General features: G+C 58.4%; 18 protein-coding genes. 9 read left to right on the top strand and 9 right to left on the bottom strand.

All coding sequences use genetic code 11. The features are described 5' to 3' along the window. Positions 1 to 181: 181 nt before the first annotated feature. Positions 182 to 2,356, top strand: coding sequence for a transglycosylase domain-containing protein (locus D1823_RS14180; protein ID WP_117871081.1), 2,175 nt, complete (start codon positions 182 to 184; stop codon positions 2,354 to 2,356). A gap of 74 nt (positions 2,357 to 2,430) precedes the next feature. Here D1823_RS14180 and leuB read toward each other — a convergent pair whose 3' ends face one another. Further along, entirely contained in the window at positions 2,431 to 3,534 is a 1,104-nt protein-coding gene (gene leuB, locus D1823_RS14175) for a 3-isopropylmalate dehydrogenase (protein WP_117871079.1), read from the bottom strand. 91 nt (positions 3,535 to 3,625) lie between these two features. On the opposite strand from leuB, the gene D1823_RS14170 reads away from it, so the two are divergent. Then, the gene (locus tag D1823_RS14170) at positions 3,626 to 4,153 is read left to right on the top strand and encodes a redoxin domain-containing protein (protein ID WP_117871077.1); all 528 of its coding nucleotides are present in this window, start codon (positions 3,626 to 3,628) and stop codon (positions 4,151 to 4,153) included. A 3-nt stretch (positions 4,154 to 4,156) separates the two neighbouring features. Here D1823_RS14170 and D1823_RS14165 read toward each other — a convergent pair whose 3' ends face one another. Beyond that, the gene (locus D1823_RS14165; RefSeq protein ID WP_117871075.1) at positions 4,157 to 5,050 is read right to left on the bottom strand and encodes a LysR family transcriptional regulator; all 894 of its coding nucleotides are present in this window, start codon (positions 5,048 to 5,050) and stop codon (positions 4,157 to 4,159) included. 84 nt (positions 5,051 to 5,134) lie between these two features. Between D1823_RS14165 and D1823_RS14160 the strand changes: the two genes are divergently transcribed. Further along, positions 5,135 to 6,043, top strand: a complete 909-nt coding sequence (locus D1823_RS14160; RefSeq protein WP_117871073.1) for an epimerase — start codon at positions 5,135 to 5,137, stop codon at positions 6,041 to 6,043. On the opposite strand, the gene D1823_RS14155 is transcribed toward D1823_RS14160, so the two are convergent. The 5 genes from D1823_RS14155 to leuC form a co-directional block, all read right to left on the bottom strand. Further along, positions 6,035 to 7,063: an endonuclease/exonuclease/phosphatase family protein gene (locus tag D1823_RS14155; protein ID WP_117871071.1), complete on the bottom strand. Its 1,029-nt coding sequence runs from the start codon at positions 7,061 to 7,063 to the stop codon at positions 6,035 to 6,037. The two genes, D1823_RS14160 and D1823_RS14155, sit on opposite strands and share 9 nt — an antisense overlap. Continuing rightward, positions 7,060 to 7,890, bottom strand: a complete 831-nt coding sequence (locus tag D1823_RS14150; RefSeq protein WP_117871069.1) for a hypothetical protein — start codon at positions 7,888 to 7,890, stop codon at positions 7,060 to 7,062. The genes D1823_RS14155 and D1823_RS14150 overlap by 4 nt, the downstream gene beginning before the upstream one ends. A gap of 332 nt (positions 7,891 to 8,222) precedes the next feature. After that, positions 8,223 to 8,828: a 3-isopropylmalate dehydratase small subunit gene (leuD, locus tag D1823_RS14145; protein ID WP_117871067.1), complete on the bottom strand. Its 606-nt coding sequence runs from the start codon at positions 8,826 to 8,828 to the stop codon at positions 8,223 to 8,225. A gap of 42 nt (positions 8,829 to 8,870) precedes the next feature. Beyond that, a complete protein-coding gene (locus D1823_RS14140) occupies positions 8,871 to 9,425 on the bottom strand; it encodes an HdeD family acid-resistance protein (RefSeq protein WP_117871064.1) in 555 nt (184 codons plus the stop codon). 37 nt (positions 9,426 to 9,462) lie between these two features. Next, positions 9,463 to 10,866, bottom strand: coding sequence for a 3-isopropylmalate dehydratase large subunit (leuC, locus tag D1823_RS14135; RefSeq protein WP_117871062.1), 1,404 nt, complete (start codon positions 10,864 to 10,866; stop codon positions 9,463 to 9,465). Positions 10,867 to 11,120: 254 nt separating this feature from the next. Here leuC and D1823_RS14125 point away from each other — a divergent pair, with 254 nt between their 5' ends. The 4 genes from D1823_RS14125 (at position 11,121) to D1823_RS14110 (ending at position 13,999) form a co-directional block, all read left to right on the top strand. Beyond that, on the top strand, positions 11,121 to 12,473 hold the full coding sequence (locus tag D1823_RS14125; protein ID WP_117871060.1) for a mechanosensitive ion channel family protein: 1,353 nt from the start codon (positions 11,121 to 11,123) through the stop codon (positions 12,471 to 12,473). A gap of 161 nt (positions 12,474 to 12,634) precedes the next feature. After that, positions 12,635 to 12,997, top strand: coding sequence for a ribosome silencing factor (gene rsfS / locus D1823_RS14120; protein ID WP_117872906.1), 363 nt, complete (start codon positions 12,635 to 12,637; stop codon positions 12,995 to 12,997). A gap of 44 nt (positions 12,998 to 13,041) precedes the next feature. Then, complete coding sequence (gene rlmH / locus D1823_RS14115; protein WP_117871058.1) at positions 13,042 to 13,512, top strand: 23S rRNA (pseudouridine(1915)-N(3))-methyltransferase RlmH; 471 nt, start codon at positions 13,042 to 13,044, stop codon at positions 13,510 to 13,512. 1 nt (position 13,513) lies between these two features. Then, the gene (locus tag D1823_RS14110) at positions 13,514 to 13,999 is read left to right on the top strand and encodes a flavodoxin family protein (protein ID WP_117871056.1); all 486 of its coding nucleotides are present in this window, start codon (positions 13,514 to 13,516) and stop codon (positions 13,997 to 13,999) included. Positions 14,000 to 14,002: 3 nt separating this feature from the next. Here D1823_RS14110 and D1823_RS14105 read toward each other — a convergent pair whose 3' ends face one another. Further along, on the bottom strand, positions 14,003 to 14,350 hold the full coding sequence (locus D1823_RS14105) for a hypothetical protein (RefSeq protein WP_117872905.1): 348 nt from the start codon (positions 14,348 to 14,350) through the stop codon (positions 14,003 to 14,005). Between the two features lie 35 nt (positions 14,351 to 14,385). Continuing rightward, entirely contained in the window at positions 14,386 to 15,096 is a 711-nt protein-coding gene (locus tag D1823_RS14100; RefSeq protein WP_117871054.1) for a DUF599 domain-containing protein, read from the bottom strand. Positions 15,097 to 15,176: 80 nt separating this feature from the next. Between D1823_RS14100 and D1823_RS14095 the strand changes: the two genes are divergently transcribed. Together D1823_RS14095 and glcE are read left to right on the top strand one after the other, a co-directional pair. Then, positions 15,177 to 16,670: an FAD-linked oxidase C-terminal domain-containing protein gene (locus D1823_RS14095; protein ID WP_117871052.1), complete on the top strand. Its 1,494-nt coding sequence runs from the start codon at positions 15,177 to 15,179 to the stop codon at positions 16,668 to 16,670. Continuing rightward, the gene (gene glcE / locus D1823_RS14090; RefSeq protein ID WP_117872904.1) at positions 16,648 to 17,748 is read left to right on the top strand and encodes a glycolate oxidase subunit GlcE; all 1,101 of its coding nucleotides are present in this window, start codon (positions 16,648 to 16,650) and stop codon (positions 17,746 to 17,748) included. Before D1823_RS14095 ends, glcE begins: the two co-directional genes overlap by 23 nt. Position 17,749: the final 1 nt, after the last annotated feature.

Raw genomic sequence — 17,749 nt, 5'->3', positions numbered from 1 at the left:
ACGGCTATTGGGCGCCAATGGGCCGTAAAATGGCGTAAAGTTGCACATTTTTTGCACAAACTTGGCGCGCTGATTAAATATCGGGCAGTGTTGTGAGGGGAATTTTCGGAAAATCGGACCTCTACATACTCAGGTCAGCGGGGTATGGTGGCGCAAAAGAAAAACCGGGCAGAGTTTGAGCATGACTGAGTCCAAGCGACGCAAGCCGAAATTGGTTGCGGATAGAAGGTACCCGTCAAAGGGCCGTAAACCGTCGGCGTCCAAGCGCCCGGCGGGCAAGAAGGCGACGGCCCGCAAGACAACCACGCGCAAAACCGCGCGCAAGAAGACGCGCAAGAGATCGGGCGGCAAGGGCGGTGGGATCCTGCGTCGCTTTTTCCGCTGGGTCTGGCGTATGGTCTGGGGTCTGACCTGGCGGGTTGGCGCAGTTGTGGCCATTTTGATCGCTTTGGCAGTGGGCGTCGTCTATACCTCTTTGCCGGACCTGGACGCCTTGTTGGACGGGCGCGCGCGGGGGTCGGTCACGCTGCTGGACCGGGACGGCAAAGTGTTCGCGTGGCGCGGTGACCAGTTTGGCGGGGTGATCACGGCTGATACGGTGTCCCCGCATCTGAAAAACGCCGTCATTGCGACCGAGGACAAACGCTTCTATCGCCATTTCGGCGTAAGCCCGCGTGGCGTCGCGAGCGCCGTACGCATCAACCTGAGCGAAGGGCGCGGCCCGTTGTCCGGGCATGGCGGGTCCACCATTACGCAGCAAACGGCCAAACTGCTGTGTCTGGGCGAGCCTTATGATCCGGCTGAATGGGAATCAGAGGCTGCCTATGAAGCCGATTGCCGTCAGGGTTCACTGTGGCGCAAGGCCAAGGAGGCCATTTACGCAATTGCCATGGAGGTGAAATACTCCAAGGATGAGGTTCTGACGATTTACCTGAACCGGGCGTTCCTTGGTGCAGGCGCGCGTGGGTTCGAGGCCGCAAGCCAGCGATACTTTGGAAAGTCCGCAGCTGAAGTGTCTCCGGCTGAGGCAGCGATGCTGGCCGGCCTGCTGGTTGCACCCACGCGCTATGCGCCGACGAACAACCTGCAACGGTCTCAGGACCGGGCCCGCCTTGTGATCGGTCTGATGGAGGATCAGGGCTACCTGACCGCCGCGCAGGCCAGCGAAGCACGAGCGCGACCTGCCCAACTGTCCGAGGCGGCGGCTGCGCGGGCCGGGGGGTACTTTGCGGATTGGGTCATGGCCAGCGGGCCCGAGTTCTTTACCCGAAACACGACCGAAGATGTGGTGATCCGTACGACCTTGGATCAGCGCATCCAGACTTCTGCTGAAGAAGCGCTGAAGTTCATCTTTCAGGAAAAAGTCCGTGAAGGCTCAAAGGCGCAGGCCGCCATTGTCGTGATGTCGGCAGACGGCGCGGTACGTGCCATGGTTGGTGGGCGCAAGACACGCGTGTCTGGCGCGTTCAATCGGGCGACACAGGCGTTGCGTCAGACGGGATCGTCGTTCAAGCCGTTCGTCTATGCCACCGCGCTGGAACTTGGCTATTCGCCACTGGATACGGTGATGGATGAACCCTATTGCGTCGATATTCCGGGGTCAGGCCAGTGGTGTCCCAAGAACTATACCAATAAGTATTATGGTCGGGTGACCTTGGCGGATGCGCTGAAAAACTCGCTGAACATACCGGCGGTGAAAGTGGCCGAGATTTCCGGGCTAGACAATGTTCGGACGATCGCCAGCGGCTTTGGGATTGCCAGCGATCTTGCACAGGGGCCTGCGCTGGCGCTTGGTGCATCTGAAAGCACGTTGATCGAGATGACCGGCGCATATGCAGGCATCCTGAATGGCGGGTCACAGGTTGAACCTTATGGGCTGACCGAACTGAAGCTGTTGGGCGACGAAACACCTGTCATGGTCACGACGACCGGTATTGGTGAGAGAGTCATCAATGAAACGGCCGCCAAACAGCTGACCTGGATGATGGAACGTGTGGTCTCTGAAGGGACCGGCGGGCGGGCCAAATTGCCCGGCTGGCAGGTGGCGGGCAAGACCGGAACGACCCAGGCCGCGCGCGATGCGTGGTTCATCGGGTTCACGGCGGATTACGTAACTGGCGTCTGGATGGGGTATGATGACAACACGCCCTTGTCCGGCGTGACCGGTGGCGGGTTGCCTGCCGAGATTTGGAAGGAAACAATGCTGCGCGTGACCGAGGGGATGACACCCACACCCTTGCCGATGATGGCGCCGGAACCACCCGTTCAGGTCGCCCAGCCGCAGCCCCGCCGCAAGCGCGGAGGTTTTGCCGATGACATCAATAACCTGCTGAAGAACATTTTTGGCGGCAACTAAAGCAAACTCGAAAAGCCGAAACAAGAAAAAGGCGGTGCACCGGGCACCGCCTTTTGTCATTCTTTATTCGTGACTTAGACGCTTGCGTCCAAAGCTGCGAGGATCGCGTCGCCCATTTCGGTGGTCGACACGGGCTGAACGCCCTCATCCGCCAGCAGGTCGCCGGTGCGCACACCGTCGGCCAGAACTTTTTCGATCGCTGCTTCCAGACGATCTGCTTCTTCGCCGTGATCAAAGCTGTAACGCAGAGCCATCGCAAAGCTGAGGATACAGGCGATCGGGTTGGCTTTGCCCTGACCTGCGATATCGGGGGCAGACCCGTGTACGGGCTCGTACATCGCCTTGGGGCGTCCATTGGCCATCGGAGCGCCCAGCGACGCTGACGGCAGCATACCCAGAGACCCGGTCAGCATCGCGGCGCAGTCGGACAGGATGTCGCCGAACAGGTTGTCGGTCAGGATCACGTCAAACTGCTTGGGTGCGCGCACCAGCTGCATGGCACCGTTGTCAGCGTACATATGGCTCAGTTCGACCTCGGGGTAATCAGCGGCAACGCGGTTGACGACTTCGCGCCACAGGATGCCCGATTCCATCACGTTGGCTTTTTCCATCGAGCACAGTTTTTTGTTCCGGCGCATCGCCAGTTCGAAGGCCGAGCGCGCAACCCGTTCGATCTCGGATTCGGTGTAGCGCTGGGTGTTGATGCCAACGCGTTCATTGCCTTCTTCGAAGATGCCGCGCGGTTCCCCGAAATAAACACCCGAGGTCAGTTCGCGCACGATCATGATATCGAGACCGGCAACGATGTCTTTTTTCAGCGAAGAGAAGTCAGCCAGCGCGTCAAAGCACTGGGCCGGGCGCAGGTTCGAATACAGGTCCATTTCCTTGCGCAGGCGCAGCAACCCGCGCTCGGGCTTCAGGCTGAAATCCAGATCGTCGTATTTCGGACCGCCGACAGCGCCCAGCAGAACCGCGTCAACCTCCTGCGCCTTGGCCATCGTCTCATCGGACAGAGGCTTGCCGTGGGCGTCATAGGCCGCACCGCCGACCAGATCCTCGCTCACGTCAAATTGAAGACCGCGATTGGTGCCGAACCAATCGATGATTCTGCGCACTTCGGCCATGACTTCCGGGCCAATTCCGTCTCCGGGCAGGATAAGGAGCGAAGGGTTGGACATGAAGGGTCTCCTTGCGTTTTGTTGCACAGGGCCTAGCGTCTGCGTTGCATCGGGTCAATGAGACGAACCTGCCAAAACAGAAGGAAATCACATGCTGACACCTGGAAATCCAGTTCCTGCGCTGAAAATCGAAACTGTTGCCCATGGCAGCTTCGATCTTGACGCGGACAAGGGCGAAAACGGGACGCTGGTGATTCAATATCGCGGGCTGCATTGCCCGATCTGCATCAGGCAGATGGCCGAGGTCGAAGCGGCGCTGGATGACTTCGCGGCGCTGGGCGTCGAGGTCATCATGATCACCACCGATACAGCCGAGCGCGCGACGGAAACCGCCGAAAAAGCCGGAGCGTCGCGCCTGCGTGTGGGTCACAGCTTGCCGCTGTCTGCAGCGCGGGACGATTGGGGACTGAACATCTCGATCAAGCGCGAAGGCAGCGCCGAACCGGACATGTTCGCAGAGCCCGGACATTTCTACGTCGCACCCGACCGGACGCTGTACTACGCGTGGCAACAGACCACGCCTTTCGGTCGCCCGTCGATGTCGGATATTTCAGGTGGCTTGAAATTCACACTGGGCAACAACTATCCAGCGCGTGGAACTTATACTGGCCTGCTTTGACGCTCAAAGAGCGGCTTTGAGCCCTTCAGCCAACAAGTCCCAGACCCTGCGGATGCGCGGGGTCTGGCGCATGGCCTGAGGTGCGGCCAGCCACACGGGTAGAATCGGGATGTCCACATCCAGCGGCAGAATTTCCACGTCGGGGTCGGCTTCGGCAACCTGTACCTGACTGAAACCTATGCCACAGCCCGCCCGGATCAGTTCCCAATAGGCGCTTTGCAGGTCACAGCGGGTGGCAAAGCTGTCCCGGCTGGCTGGCCAACCCTTTTCCCGCATGGCCTTGATGATCTCCTGGTTCGCGTCAAATCCCACCAGGTCATGCGTAAACAGTTCTTCCGGCGTCTTGGGGCGCCCCTTCCGGTCCAGATAGGACTTGGCGGCACAAAAACACAGCGGCACATCCCCGAGATAGCGGGAAATGAGATCCACCTGCGCAGGGCGATACATACGCACGGCGATATCCGCCTCGCGATAGAGCAGATTCTCGGTGGTGTCGGTGGCCACCAGTTCAAGCTGAATCGTGGGTTCCTGCTTGCGGATGGACGCCAGTATCGGTGGCAGCAGGTGATGCGAGGCAAAGACCGATGCGGTGATACGCACCGAGCCTTCAAGCTGTTGCGATTGCCCCGCAGCGGCAAGACTGAACGCGGTCATGGCGCTGTGCATCTGCTGGGCCATCGGCAAAAGCTGTGAGCCCGCTTCGCTGAGCTTCAGACCGCGGGCGTGGCGATCGAAAAGGGAGACACCCAGCTCGTCCTCGAGGTTTTGGACCTGCCGCCCCAAAGTGGGTTGGCTGCGATTGAGATGTCGTGCGGCGGCAGACAGCGATCCCGTCTCGGCCACGGCCAGAAAGCATTGGATCAGAGACCAATCTGCATGTGTCAGTGCTTTGTCCATTCAGAAATGAATACACGTTCTGCGATTTACGGCAATTCCCTGCGCGACGTGAATGGGTAGATTGACCTCAGACAGGAGGCAGACATGGCACAAACAGCACTGGTACTGGGGGCATCGGGGCGCTTTGGACGCAATGCAGCACTGGCATTCAGGCACGCGGGCTGGGATGTGACAGAGTTTGACCGCAGGTCTGGTACGCTGTCACAGGCAGCGCGCGGCGTGGATGTCATCGTGAACGGATGGAACCCGCCCTATCCCGATTGGGCGGGCGATGTGCCTGTACTGACCAAGCGGGTGATAGATGCGGCGTCAGATACGGGGGCGACCGTGATTGTGCCGGGGAATGTCTACGTATTTGGCGAGGATACGCCGGGCCCATGGTCGGGCGGGACCCCGCATCAGGCCACCAATCCTCTGGGCCGGATCCGGATCGACATGGAAGAGGCCTATCGCGCGTCGACGGTGCGCACCATCCTGTTGCGTGCCGGGGACTTCATTGACACCAATGCGTCCGGGAACTGGTTCGATCAGGTCATGATCAAGCGCCTTTCGCGTAGTCAGTTCGTTTATCCCGGTGATCCGGAGGCGCCGCACGCTTGGGCTTTTCTGCCTGACCTGGCCCGCGCTGCCGTCGCACTGGCTGAGATTCGCGAAGACCTCCCCCGTTTCTGCGATGTTCCATTCGACGGGTTTACTTTGACCGGGGTTCAGATCGCACAAACCCTCTCGCAGGTTACGGGTCGGACGGTTTCTGTACAGCGCATGAAATGGTGGCCTTTGCAGGTGGCGCGCCCTTTCTGGCGTATGGCCCCCTGCTTGATTGAGATGCGATACCTCTGGCACGTGCCACATCAACTGGATGGCGGCTATATGAGAGAATTGCTGGGCTCGTTTCCCAAATCGAACTTGGAGGATGCCTTGCGTTCGGCAATTCCGCCCCAATGTGCCGCATCATCGACAAAAGCTGGGAATATGGGCGAGGTTTTAGGGTAGGATTATGTCAACCCAGACCAATCGATGCCTGCTGGCGCGTTGGGCGCTGTCGTTTAACCCGTCGCCTTCCTCGGGCCAAACAACACCAGTTTCTGAGATTTGCAGATCGCTGGACGGCAACACGTAATCAACGCGCATTTCTCCGGTGGCTTTCCAATCGACTGTAGCTGATGAACCCAACGGGTCTGCCGGCACCAGATCTTGCACATGGGAACTGTTCAAAAGGGTGCGAATGGCAAGCTTGTGGCCTTCTCCGCGGGTCAGGTCGAGATTGGCGTCTCCGGCGATCACGAACGGGCCTCTGGGAACTGGCCCTAGACCGCCGTTCAGCAAAACCGACCAAAAGCGAATTTCATCCCTGTTGCGCAGACGATTGCGATCTTCGGGGCCGTCAAAAACGGGTGGGGTAGCGTGAAAGGTCATCAGGCTGAGGCGCCCATGCGGGGTTTTGATTGGAAGCACCCAATGCACAGTTGAGGACAGGCGCTGAGCCTCGTGCGCCGCTTCAGATGGGAAGGGAAGGCCGTTTTTGCTTGGTAAAGTGGCCCCAGGCAGGTCTTTCCACAGAAGACCGGAGTAATCCTGAACGTGATCGGTCAGGATTTCGAAACGGGACAACACCGCCACTCCTCCGTGGCCCGTGAACTTCCCCCAGCCCTGCGCGTCGCCGGGACCTTGCGTTTGGCCATCGCCGTCCAGATCCAGCGGTGTTTCCAACCCTGCATTTGGTCGAGCGGAAAAGTGATAGGGGAAATCCAGACCCGCATCGCGCAGTTTCTCGGACAGGGCGCTTAGGGCTGCGCCGTCCAGATCCCAGTCGATGCCCTGCAGGGCAATTGTGTCAGGTCGTGCCGCTGTAATGACATCGACGACGGCGCGAACCTGCGCATCGTCCCGCTGGATGTCGCGCAGCAGAAGACCGGGTCCATTTCTGCTGAGTTCAGTGTTGTAGGTGGCGATGCGATAAACCTCTGCCTGTGCCGAGAAAGGCAGCAGCAGCAAAGCAAGGGCACGGATCATGCGGCTTGCGTTGTCTCGCTTGTCGAATAGGCGCGGCGCTTTTCCACGATCAGACCTGCGATGCGAAGCGTTGCCATGCCGCGCATGATCATGCTGGCGGGCAGGAAGGCCCAGGCGCTCATGGTCCAGATCAGCGTCTGCGGATTGCTCAGCGAGATCGGGGCTACAACGCTGCTCATGAGCTTGATGACAGCGGGGATGACGAAGGGGAGCAGAACACCAATACAGATATTCAGGCGTCCGTCACGTTGCAGGCGGGTAACAACATCGCCGCCTTTGGTGGGATCAAACAGCGGTAGATTGGTCCACACGTTGAAGGCGCCATTGCCAGTGGGCCAGCCACGCACCTTGACCGCATAGGCAAAGCTGGCGACAGTGACCAAGGCGGCCACGTAGGCTACGCTGGCTGCGATCCGAACCAGTTCGATCAACGGCTGGCCGGCATCAACGGGCAGCATCAGCACGATCAGTCGAACCGGGGAGTAGGGGAAGTCCGCGACATTCGCGACTGCCAGACCCACAGCGTAGGCAAACGTGGTCAGTTCAGTCGGTTCATAGGCGTTTTTGCAAACCAGCGTCAGAAAGGTGACCATCGACATCAACCCGACAAATCGCAGGCGGTTCACCGGTGGAGCATCGCGAAATTCAATAAAGCTGGGAAAGGCAGAATTGTACTCGGCGAACGTCAGGATGAACGCGAGAATCGCGAGGAAGACCAGGATCTCGGTCCCGTTCGTCGATGATACAGGCAGGTACAACGCGGGTGTCAGCACCATCAGTGCCACAAGTATTCCACGTATCGCCGCCCCTGTTGTGCGCGCAATCACTATCCGAACCCTTTTTCAAACCGGATAAGTCGATCTTCGCCGACTTACATTCCAACTTGTGCCCATCGTCTCGAGTTTTTGACGGATGCCTCTTTAGCGCCAACATGGACGATAAGCGGCATTTCGCTCAAGACAGGGTGCAGAAAACACGTGATTTCGGGCAAAATGATGGCGCAACTGGTGCGGGATTGCATCATTTTCGACGCAAATCCGACGTGTATCTCAATGTGAGACCAAGATGTAGTGGTTTCCCAAAAATCAACCCCAAGAATGAGAGCGGGGCCGCCTTGGCGACCCCGTTAGGTTGAGTGTCCGAAGAATCGGTTTGGGAATCACACCCAGGGGCGGGCCTGACTTGCGTGATCTTCGAATTTGTCGATGTGGTGATCTTTCTCCATGGTCAGACCAATATCGTCCAGCCCGTTCAGCAGGCAGTGCTTGCGGTGCGGGTCGATGTCGAATTCGATCACAACCCCGTCCGAAGTGGTGATCTGCTGATCTTCAAGGTGCACGGTTATGCGGGCGTTCTCACCCTTATGTGCGTCTTCCATCAGGATCGCGTGATGTTCTTCTTCAACCACGATCGGCAGGATGCCGTTCTTGAAGCAGTTGTTGAAGAAGATGTCGGCGAAGCTGGTTGAGATCACGACCTTGATGCCGAAATCCCTGATTGCCCAAGGCGCGTGTTCGCGAGACGAGCCGCAGCCGAAATTGTCGCCGGCGACCAGAATCTCGGCCTCACGATAGGCGGGCATGTTCAGGACGAACTCTTCATTCTCCTGCCCGTCATCATGATAGCGCATTTCATCAAACAGCACGACGCCGAGGCCGGACCGTTTGATGGTTTTCAGATGCACTTTGGGAATGATCATATCGGTGTCGATGTTGATCAATGGCATCGGGGCGGCCACCCCGTGGACTTTTTCAAACTTTTCCATGTCTACACTCCTGCAGGAGAGGGCCGCGCCCGTGTCCTGCGATTAAGCTTCTTTCGCTTCTGTTGTTTCGCCCTTGGGTGCACTTTTTAAGAAGAGCGCCATGAACACCAATCCGAACCCGTTAAACAGCATCTCGATGCCCAGCAGGATACCCAGAAGGCTCAGCAAAGCGGCGGGTTCGCTGCTTGCGTAAGACCAGATGATACCTGCGAGGATGATCGACAATATGCCCGAGATGATCGTGGGCCAGAAAAACTGTGTTCCTTTCATCTGGAACGACAGAATGACCCGTGCAATGCCGCCTGCCATGAACAGGATTAGCATCACGGTCGCCAGCGTCAGCGTTCCCTGTAACGGGTGATCCAGAAAGGACCAGCCCAGGAACAGCATGACTACACCCATGATAAGTGACAGAATCTTGTTGCCTGTGCCTTCGACGGTGAAACCGCCGACCACCTGCATCGCGCCCGCAATCAGCAGTAGCGCGCCGGTCACGACCGTTACGGCAAGCGAAGCCGCAATCGCATTGCCCAGCGCAAAGACGCCAAACGCTATCGATAGAAACCCCAGCAGGAGCCATTTAATCCAGTCACTCATGTTTTCAGTCCCTCAAATACCTAGATATGAGGGCAGCTTACATCAATTCACGGACGTCTGTCAGCCGTCCCGTGATTGCCGCTGCGGCAGCCATCGCCGGGCTCAGCAGATGTGTGCGCCCGCCGCGACCCTGACGGCCCTCGAAGTTGCGGTTCGAGGTGGCGGCACAGCGTTCACCCGGTTGCAACTGGTCCGGGTTCATCGCCAGACACATCGAACATCCGGCCAGACGCCATTCGAAGCCGGCCTCTTTGAAGATGTCGGCCAGGCCTTCTTCTTCGGCCTGAGCACGGACCAGGCCTGATCCTGGCACGACCATGGCGCGCATGCCGTCCTTGATCTTCTTGCCTTTGAGGATCTTTGCCGCGGCACGCAGGTCTTCGATCCGGCCATTGGTGCAGGAACCGATGAACACCGTGTCGATTTCCACGTCGCTGAGTTTTTGACCGGCTTTCAGACCCATGTATTCGATTGATCGGCGGGCCGCCTCGACCTTGCCGCCTTCGAAATCCTCGGGTTGCGGCACTGTTGCTGTGATGGGCAGTACATCCTCGGGGCTGGTGCCCCAGGTGACGACAGGCGCGATGTCTTCGCCGCGCAGGTTGATGACCTTGTCGAAATGCGCGTCTTCATCGGTATAGAGCGTTTTCCACCAGTTCAGAGCGGCCTCCCACTGCGCGCCCTTGGGGGCATGTGGACGGCCTTTGACATATTCGAACGTGGTTTCATCCGGTGCGATCAGGCCCGCGCGTGCGCCGCCTTCGATGGCCATGTTGCAGACGGTCATGCGGCCTTCCATCGACAGGTTGCGGATGGCTTCGCCGCAATATTCGATGACATAGCCGGTGCCGCCAGCAGTGCCGGTTTCACCAATCACGGCCAGAGTTATATCCTTGGCGGTCACACCCGGCTGCAGCTTGCCGGTGATTTCCACCTTCATGTTCTTGGATTTCTTCTGGATCAGGGTTTGCGTGGCCAGAACATGTTCAACCTCGGACGTGCCGATGCCGTGGGCCAAAGCACCAAACGCGCCGTGGGTGGCGGTGTGGCTGTCGCCACAAACAACGGTCATGCCGGGCAGGGTCCAGCCCTGTTCGGGGCCGACGATGTGCACGATGCCCTGACGAACGTCATTCACCGGGTAATAGTGAATGCCGAAATCCTTGGCGTTCTTGTCCAGCGCTTCGACCTGAATGCGTGATTCGGGGTTTTCGATCCCGTTCACCCGATCCGCTGTGGTCGGAACGTTGTGGTCCGGCACGGCGATGGTCTTTTCCGGCGCGCGTACTGGACGACCCGCCATGCGAAGCCCTTCAAAGGCTTGCGGGCTGGTGACTTCGTGCACCAGATGGCGGTCGATATAAAGCAGGCAGGTTCCATCATCGGCTTCGTGCGCGACATGGGCATCCCAGATCTTGTCATAGAGTGTTTTGGGGGACATCGGTCCTCTCCCGTATGTAATGAGAAATGGCTGGCGAGTTGGCTCAGGCGACGGGTAGGCGTGCCAAGACCGTGCGGGCAGCCCCAAAGAACCGTTCGCGCAAGCGGGCACGATCTTCCAAATTCTGTTCTTGGGCCACATTGAGTCTCATGCGGTCCAGATATACTGCGCCTTCGCTGCAATCAAGGTTCAAAACCGGTGTCAGGCTTGCAACGCCCGGCGTTGCTGTCCAAGCTGCGGCGCAGGAGGCGTGTATGAACCAAGACCTGATCCCCGACTCGCTGTCTGGCCTTTACAACAACATGGTCGCGGGGTTCTCTTCGGAATTTCAAGACCTGATCGAGTTGGTGGTTACGCCGGGCTGGCGGCAGTATCAGTTGATCATCATCCTTTTCCTTTGGGCGCTGGCTTTCCTTCTGAAAGTTCTGACACAGCCGGGGTGGGACGCTTGGACGCGTGCCCGCACCGGATGGCCCAAATGGCGGCTTCGCATCATGGTGCAGATGATGCAGCGGCTGACGCTGGTCTATTTCGTGCTGCTGTCCTGGTTCCTGTATCAGGTTATGCAGCATGTCACCTGGCCGTCGCGCAGTTACCTCATTGGGGTCATTGCCACTCTGGCAACCGCGTGGCTGGCGATTGCACTGGTCGCGAGGCTTGTCCGCAATCGGACGCTGCGACGGATATTCAAGTGGGCAATGTGGGTCTATGCAACGCTTGTTGCGTTGAATCTGACGGATGACGTGGCCGAATTCCTTGATGGTGTCGCGATTTCCATTGGGGACCTGCACATTTCGGTGCTGGGTATTCTCAAGGCCGTTCTGCTGATTGGCGTCCTGTTGACGCTGGCGCGTATCGGCACCCGCGCGGCTGAGCGCGGATTGCAGAGCAATGATGACATCACCCCGTCCATGCAGGTGCTATTGGCCAAGGGTATACAGGTGCTGCTATACGGCGCGGTTTTTCTGGCCGCGATCCGCACGCTGGGCTTCGATCTGACCGGCATAGCGCTGCTGTCCGGTGCAATAGGTGTGGGCATCGGGTTCGGCCTGCAAAAAGTAGTGTCAAACCTGATTTCCGGGATCATCATCCTGATGGATCGCTCGATCAAGCCGGGTGATGTGATATCGCTTGGTGACACGTTCGGTTGGATCAACGCGCTGGGCGCACGCTATGTCTCGGTTGTCACGCGGGATGGGCGGGAATACCTGATCCCGAACGAGGATCTGATTACCAACCAGGTGGTCAACTGGTCGCATTCCGACAAATTCGTGCGGTTGGATCTGGATTTCGGCACCAGCTATGAGGATGACCCTCACAAAGTGCGTGCGGCGGCGATCCGGGCTGTGAAGGCTGTGACCCGCGTGCTGAGTGGCGGAAAACATGAACCGGTTTGCCATATTACCGGTTTTGGTGACAGCAGCGTGGATTACGTCCTGCGGTTCTGGATTAGTGATCCCACCAAAGGGCTGACCAATATAAGGGGTAACGTTTACCTTGCGTTATGGGATGCATTTAAAGAAGAAGGCATCTCGATCCCCTTCCCGCAGCGCGAGGTTCGGCTTTTGCCCGAAAACGCAAACGTGCAACAGATCGCCGAAGAGTGATCACCCTTGCGCGGGGCTGGATGTGCTTTCATTGAAATGTTGCAATCCCCTTGCTACCTTATTAGTACCCCGGCGCCGGGGTTTTGCGGCGCGCAGCAAAGGAGGACTATGTCCTGTCTCTACATACACAGGCGGGTTTGCCCGCCGATGACCGGGCCAACATGATGGCCCACTCTCAGTCAATCAGCGACAAGCTGCTTGAGCGTATCCTTTCCTCACTTTCCGATGACAAGGCCGAAGACGTCGTGCAGATCAACCTGCAAGGCAAGTCGTCCGTCGCGGATCACATGGTCATTGCATCCGGACGTTCAACACGTCAGGTCTCGGCCATGGCGGAAAAGCTGACGGATCGCATCAAGCAGGAATTCGGTTTCACCTCTAAGGTCGAAGGCAAGGATGTCGGCGACTGGGTGCTGATCGATACGGGCGATGTGATCGTCCATATCTTCCGCCCCGAAGTGCGCGAATTCTACCAGCTGGAAAAGATGTGGCTGCCTCAGGGCGGCAGCGCCTCGGCAAACTGAGGCGCCATCCCGGCCTGCATTGAGGGGCCGGAGGCGAGAGAGATATGCGTATCAGCATAGTTGCGGTCGGGCGATTGCGCGCCGGACCGGAGAAATCCCTGCTTGACGATTACCTGACCCGCTTTGACCGGACCGGCCGTGGCCTGGGCCTTGGTCCTGCGCGGGTGATCGAGGTCGAAGACAAGAAAAACGCAGGCATGGGTGCCGAAGCCGCGCTGCTGCGCAAGGTACTGCCCAAGGGCGCTGTGATCTGTACGTTAGATGAGCGTGGGCTAGTCATGTCTTCGCCCGATTTCGCAAAAAAGCTGGGCGGTTGGCGTGATGCGGGGCGGCAGGATCTGGCGCTGATCATCGGCGGAGCAGACGGAATAGACCCTGATCTGCGGGCCGAGGCTGATTTTTCCATCTCGTTCGGATCGATGGTCTGGCCACATATGCTGGTCCGTGTGATGTTGGCCGAGCAACTTTATCGGGCCGCGACCATTCTGTCGGGCGGTCCCTATCACCGGGTCTGACATGGCGCAGCTTCTGATCGTTTACCACTCGCGCACAGGCGGTGCCCGGCAGATGGCCGAAGCGGCTGCTGAAGCAGCGCGAGGTGAGGCGGACACGAAACTCGCTCGCGCGGATCAGGCCGGGCCTGAAGATGTACTGGCCGCCGACGGCTACATCTTCTGCGCGCCAGAAAATCTGGCGGCGATCTCGGGCCTGATGAAGGAGTTCTTTGACCGCTGCTATTACCCTGTGCTGGGAAAGATCGAGGGCCGCCCATATGCGCAGATGGTTTGCGCCGGATCAGACGGACAGAATGCCGCCCGCCAGATTGCCCGGATTGCCACTGGCTGGCGATTGAAAGAGGTTCAGCCTCCGTTGATCATCTGCACCCATGCACAAACGCCCGAGGCCATTTTGGCCGAAAAGACCATCCCGAATGATCAACTGAATCAGAGCCGCGAGATCGGTTCCGCACTGGGTGCGGGCCTGGCCATGGGGATATTCTGAAGGTCAGTCCAATTTGATCAATGTGGTGTCTTCATTCCAGCCATCCACATTGCTCCGCGCCTGAATCTGCACCTGAGATACGTTTTCAGGAATGACCACGCCACCAAGCGAGCGTGTAAAAGGCTGCTCGGTCTCATGCGGATGGTGCAGCACACGCATTCCCAACTCATTCCCGTCCATGTCCAGAACGCGCCAGCCGTCGGCGTAATGATCCCAGCCTGTATCGGGATGCCGGATCGTCACGTCAAACCGCCAGGCATCACCATTGGAACTGGCGCGGACCTTTTCGATTGTCGGCGGGTCCGCAAGGGCAGGCGCAGCCAGCAGGGCACTGAGAATCACATATCGCATGGATCGAACGTACGGTTTAACGCGGTGCATGGGGATCACGTCTCTGTGTTTGAGGTTTGGGCCATGAGGATCGCGCGGGACTGCGATGCAAACTCGCGGCGATACAGGACACCGAATGCAATCACGGTGCCTAGGACCAATGCCATCGGCCCAAGAAACCACGCCAGCGAAGCGAGGGCGAAATAGGTGGCACGGAGACCACGGTTGAAGCTTCGGGCGGCGGTCACGCAGATCTCGGCCGCCTGACCGGCCCGAGGATAGGCTTGCGGGTGTTCGGGATCGTTTGGGACCGAGGCCATCAAAACGGCGCAGTAGCCAAAAAGACGATGTGCCCAGACGTATTTCAGGAAAGCATTGGCCAGCAGCAGGACGACGACAAGTATCTTGATTTCCCAGACCATCGCCGGTGCACTGCCGATGGCAAGATCCGTAGCCACCCCGGCCAATCGCTCGGTATTACCCAACAGGGCCAGACCGCCCCCGATTGCAATCATCGTGGTTGAGGCGAAAAAGGTGCTGCCTTGCCGCATGGCGGCCACGACCTGAGCGTCGAACATGCGTGGCTGGCGCGTCACCATCTCGTGCATCCAGTCGCGGCGGTAGCCATCCATCATAAGGGCGACGGACCGTTTCCGTGGCGAAGGATGTTCGATCTTCCATCCGATCCACAGCCACGCACCCAGCAATATTGCCATGGCGGAATAATCCAGAGGGGAAAAAAGGGCGGCACGTTCGATCCAGGTCATGGGCGCGACAGTACGACCGGAGATCGGAACTTGCCAGTGCGGTAAATTGGTAATATTATTTTACCAAAGGGAGAAGCGCCATGGAAATGCCAAAGCCAAGTGCGGATGTTCTGAGCCGGAAAAGTAAGGTTGTCGCCCGGCTGGCGCAGGTCCTGCCAAAAGATGCAATCATTCATGATCCGGTTGAAACCCGGGCCTATGAGTGTGATGCGCTGACGGCGTACAAATGCCCTCCGATGCTAGCCGTGTTGCCGTCAAGCACGCAGGAAGTCTCGGATGTTTTGCGCATTTGCCATGACGAAGGCGTGCCGGTCGTTCCGCGCGGTGCGGGTACGTCGCTGGCCGGTGGGGCGTTGCCGACTGCCGATTGTGTCATTCTGGGTGTCGCGCGGATGAATGAGGTGCTGGAGGTAGATTATGACAACCGTTTCATCAGGGTGCAGACTGGCCGCACGAATCTGAGCGTTACCGGCGCGGTCGAGGAAGAGGACTTTTTCTATGCGCCTGATCCATCCTCGCAACTGGCCTGTGCCATTGCTGGCAATATCGCGATGAATTCAGGTGGTGCCCATTGCCTGAAATATGGTGTGACAACGAACAACCTTCTGGGCGTGACCATGGTGATGATGGATGGCAATGTCGTTGAAATCGGCGGTGCGTATCTGGATGCGCCCGGTCTGGATCTGTTGGGCGTCATTTGCGGCTCGGAAGGTCAGCTGGGCGTGGTGACCGAAGCGACGCTGCGCGTTCTGCGCAAACCCGAAGGCGCGCGGCCGGTTCTGATGGGGTTCGACGACAATGAAGTCGCGGGCCGGTGTGTCTCGGACATTATCAAATCGGGCATTTTGCCGGTCGCGATCGAGTTCATGGACACGCTGTGCATAAAGGCCTGCGAGAACTTTGCGCACGCCGGATACCCCGACTGCCATGCGCTGTTGATTGTCGAAGTGGAAGGGTCGGAAGCCGAAATCGACCATCAACTGTCGAAAATCATCGAGATCGCCAAACGCCACAACCCGGTCGAACTGCGGGAAAGCCAGTCAGCCGAAGAAAGCGCAAAAATCTGGCTTGGTCGGAAATCTGCATTCGGTGCCATGGGGCAGTTGAACGATTACATGTGCCTTGACGGTACGATCCCGGTGTCGGCCCTGCCAACGGTGCTGCGCCGCATCGGCGAGTTGAGTGAAGAATTCGGGCTGCCTGTCGGGAATGTTTTTCACGCAGGTGACGGGAACATGCATCCGTTGATCCTTTTCGATGCCAATAAACCGGGTGATCTGGAAAAATGCGAGGCCTTCGGGGCCGAAATTCTGAAACTATGCGTGGACGAAGGCGGTTGCCTGACCGGTGAGCATGGCGTGGGTATCGAGAAAAGGGATCTCATGTCGCATCAATATGCCCCTGCCGATCTTGAGGCGCAGATGGCGGTCAAAGACGTTTTTGATCCCGATTGGCTTCTGAACCCTGCCAAAGTGTTCCCTCTGAACGTGTCGGAAACCCGCCGCGATGCACGGATGTCTAAAATATCAGGCTCTAATAATGGATTTTGTCATGAAACCAGAAACAGAATCTGAACTGGCCGACATGGTGGCCGGGTTGAGAGACCCTGTTCGCATCGTCGGTGGCGGTACGCGCGCAATCTCCGGTCCTGAAGCGAATATCGAAACCGGGGCTCTGCGTGGCATTTCGCTTTACGAACCCGGGGCGCTTACTCTTGTGGCCAATGCCGGAACGCCATTGGCAGAGATCCAGGCCGTGCTTGAGGCGGAAGGTCAGCAGCTGGCGTTTGAGCCGATGGACCACCGCAGTTTGCTTGAAACTCAGGGTGAACCAACGATTGGCGGTGTTGTGGCGGCCAATATCTCTGGCCCGCGGCGGATTCAGGTCGGTGCATGCCGGGATTTCCTGCTGGGCGTGCGTTTCGTCGACGGGCGTGGACAGGTGATCAAGAACGGCGGGCGGGTGATGAAAAACGTTACCGGTTATGATCTGGTCAAATTGATGGCCGGGTCTTGGGGGACATTGGGCATTCTGACCGAAGTGTCGTTGAAGGTGTTGCCCAAGCCGGAAAGCGTGGCGACCTTGTCCGTCGCCGTGCAGGACGTCGGAAGCGCGGTGGAAGTTCTTTCTGCTGCGTTGAAGTCACCCTTTGAGGTGACCGGGGCCGTCTATAACCCTGAGGACGGAAAAGCCTTGCTTAGGGTCGAAGGCTTTGCGGATTCGGTTGCATATCGGATCGGTCGGTTGACCGCCGTACTGTCAGGTTTCGGAGAGGTGACAGACGAAGGAGATGCCGTCACGCTTTGGACCGGGATCCGCGACGTTCATCCGTTCCAAGGGAAAGGCGGAGATATCTGGCGGCTGTCTGTCAAACCTGGTGACGCGGCCGAAACATCCGCGCGGGTTGAAGCGGATCAAGCGCTGTTTGATTGGGGCGGCGGTCTTGTTTGGCTGCGGGTCCCGGCCGGCACGGATGTGCGTGCCCGACTTGGTGAGTTTTCTGGTCATGCCACGCTGGTGCGTTCTGACCACGCAACGATCACAAAACTGGGGTGGTTTCAACCGGAACCAACAACAGTATCGGCTCTGACAAAGGGTTTGCGTGCGAAATTTGATCCTCGTGGTTTGTTCAACCCGGGACTGATGGGATAGG

Source organism: Ruegeria sp. AD91A, assembly GCF_003443535.1.
Classification (GTDB): domain Bacteria; phylum Pseudomonadota; class Alphaproteobacteria; order Rhodobacterales; family Rhodobacteraceae; genus Ruegeria.
Note: the sequence above shows the minus strand (reverse complement) of the source record. Positions and strands in the feature narration are given on the sequence as shown.

Bases quoted from the DNA above. Each gene is read 5' to 3' on its own strand.
- glcE (WP_117872904.1), top strand. From the start codon at position 16,648: ATGAAACCAGAAACAGAATCTGAACTGGCCGACATGGTGGCCGGGTTG.
- leuB (WP_117871079.1), bottom strand. From the start codon at position 3,534: ATGTCCAACCCTTCGCTCCTTATCCTGCCCGGAGACGGAATTGGCCCG.
- D1823_RS14105 (WP_117872905.1), bottom strand. From the start codon at position 14,350: ATGCGATATGTGATTCTCAGTGCCCTGCTGGCTGCGCCTGCCCTTGCG.
- D1823_RS14110 (WP_117871056.1), top strand. From the start codon at position 13,514: ATGGCGCAGCTTCTGATCGTTTACCACTCGCGCACAGGCGGTGCCCGG.
- D1823_RS14155 (WP_117871071.1), bottom strand. From the start codon at position 7,063: ATGATCCGTGCCCTTGCTTTGCTGCTGCTGCCTTTCTCGGCACAGGCA.
- rlmH (WP_117871058.1), top strand. From the start codon at position 13,042: ATGCGTATCAGCATAGTTGCGGTCGGGCGATTGCGCGCCGGACCGGAG.
- D1823_RS14140 (WP_117871064.1), bottom strand. From the start codon at position 9,425: ATGAGTGACTGGATTAAATGGCTCCTGCTGGGGTTTCTATCGATAGCG.
- D1823_RS14100 (WP_117871054.1), bottom strand. From the start codon at position 15,096: ATGACCTGGATCGAACGTGCCGCCCTTTTTTCCCCTCTGGATTATTCC.
- rsfS (WP_117872906.1), top strand. From the start codon at position 12,635: ATGATGGCCCACTCTCAGTCAATCAGCGACAAGCTGCTTGAGCGTATC.
- leuD (WP_117871067.1), bottom strand. From the start codon at position 8,828: ATGGAAAAGTTTGAAAAAGTCCACGGGGTGGCCGCCCCGATGCCATTG.
- D1823_RS14125 (WP_117871060.1), top strand. From the start codon at position 11,121: ATGAACCAAGACCTGATCCCCGACTCGCTGTCTGGCCTTTACAACAAC.
- leuC (WP_117871062.1), bottom strand. From the start codon at position 10,866: ATGTCCCCCAAAACACTCTATGACAAGATCTGGGATGCCCATGTCGCG.
- D1823_RS14170 (WP_117871077.1), top strand. From the start codon at position 3,626: ATGCTGACACCTGGAAATCCAGTTCCTGCGCTGAAAATCGAAACTGTT.
- D1823_RS14180 (WP_117871081.1), top strand. From the start codon at position 182: ATGACTGAGTCCAAGCGACGCAAGCCGAAATTGGTTGCGGATAGAAGG.
- D1823_RS14165 (WP_117871075.1), bottom strand. From the start codon at position 5,050: ATGGACAAAGCACTGACACATGCAGATTGGTCTCTGATCCAATGCTTT.
- D1823_RS14160 (WP_117871073.1), top strand. From the start codon at position 5,135: ATGGCACAAACAGCACTGGTACTGGGGGCATCGGGGCGCTTTGGACGC.
- D1823_RS14095 (WP_117871052.1), top strand. From the start codon at position 15,177: ATGGAAATGCCAAAGCCAAGTGCGGATGTTCTGAGCCGGAAAAGTAAG.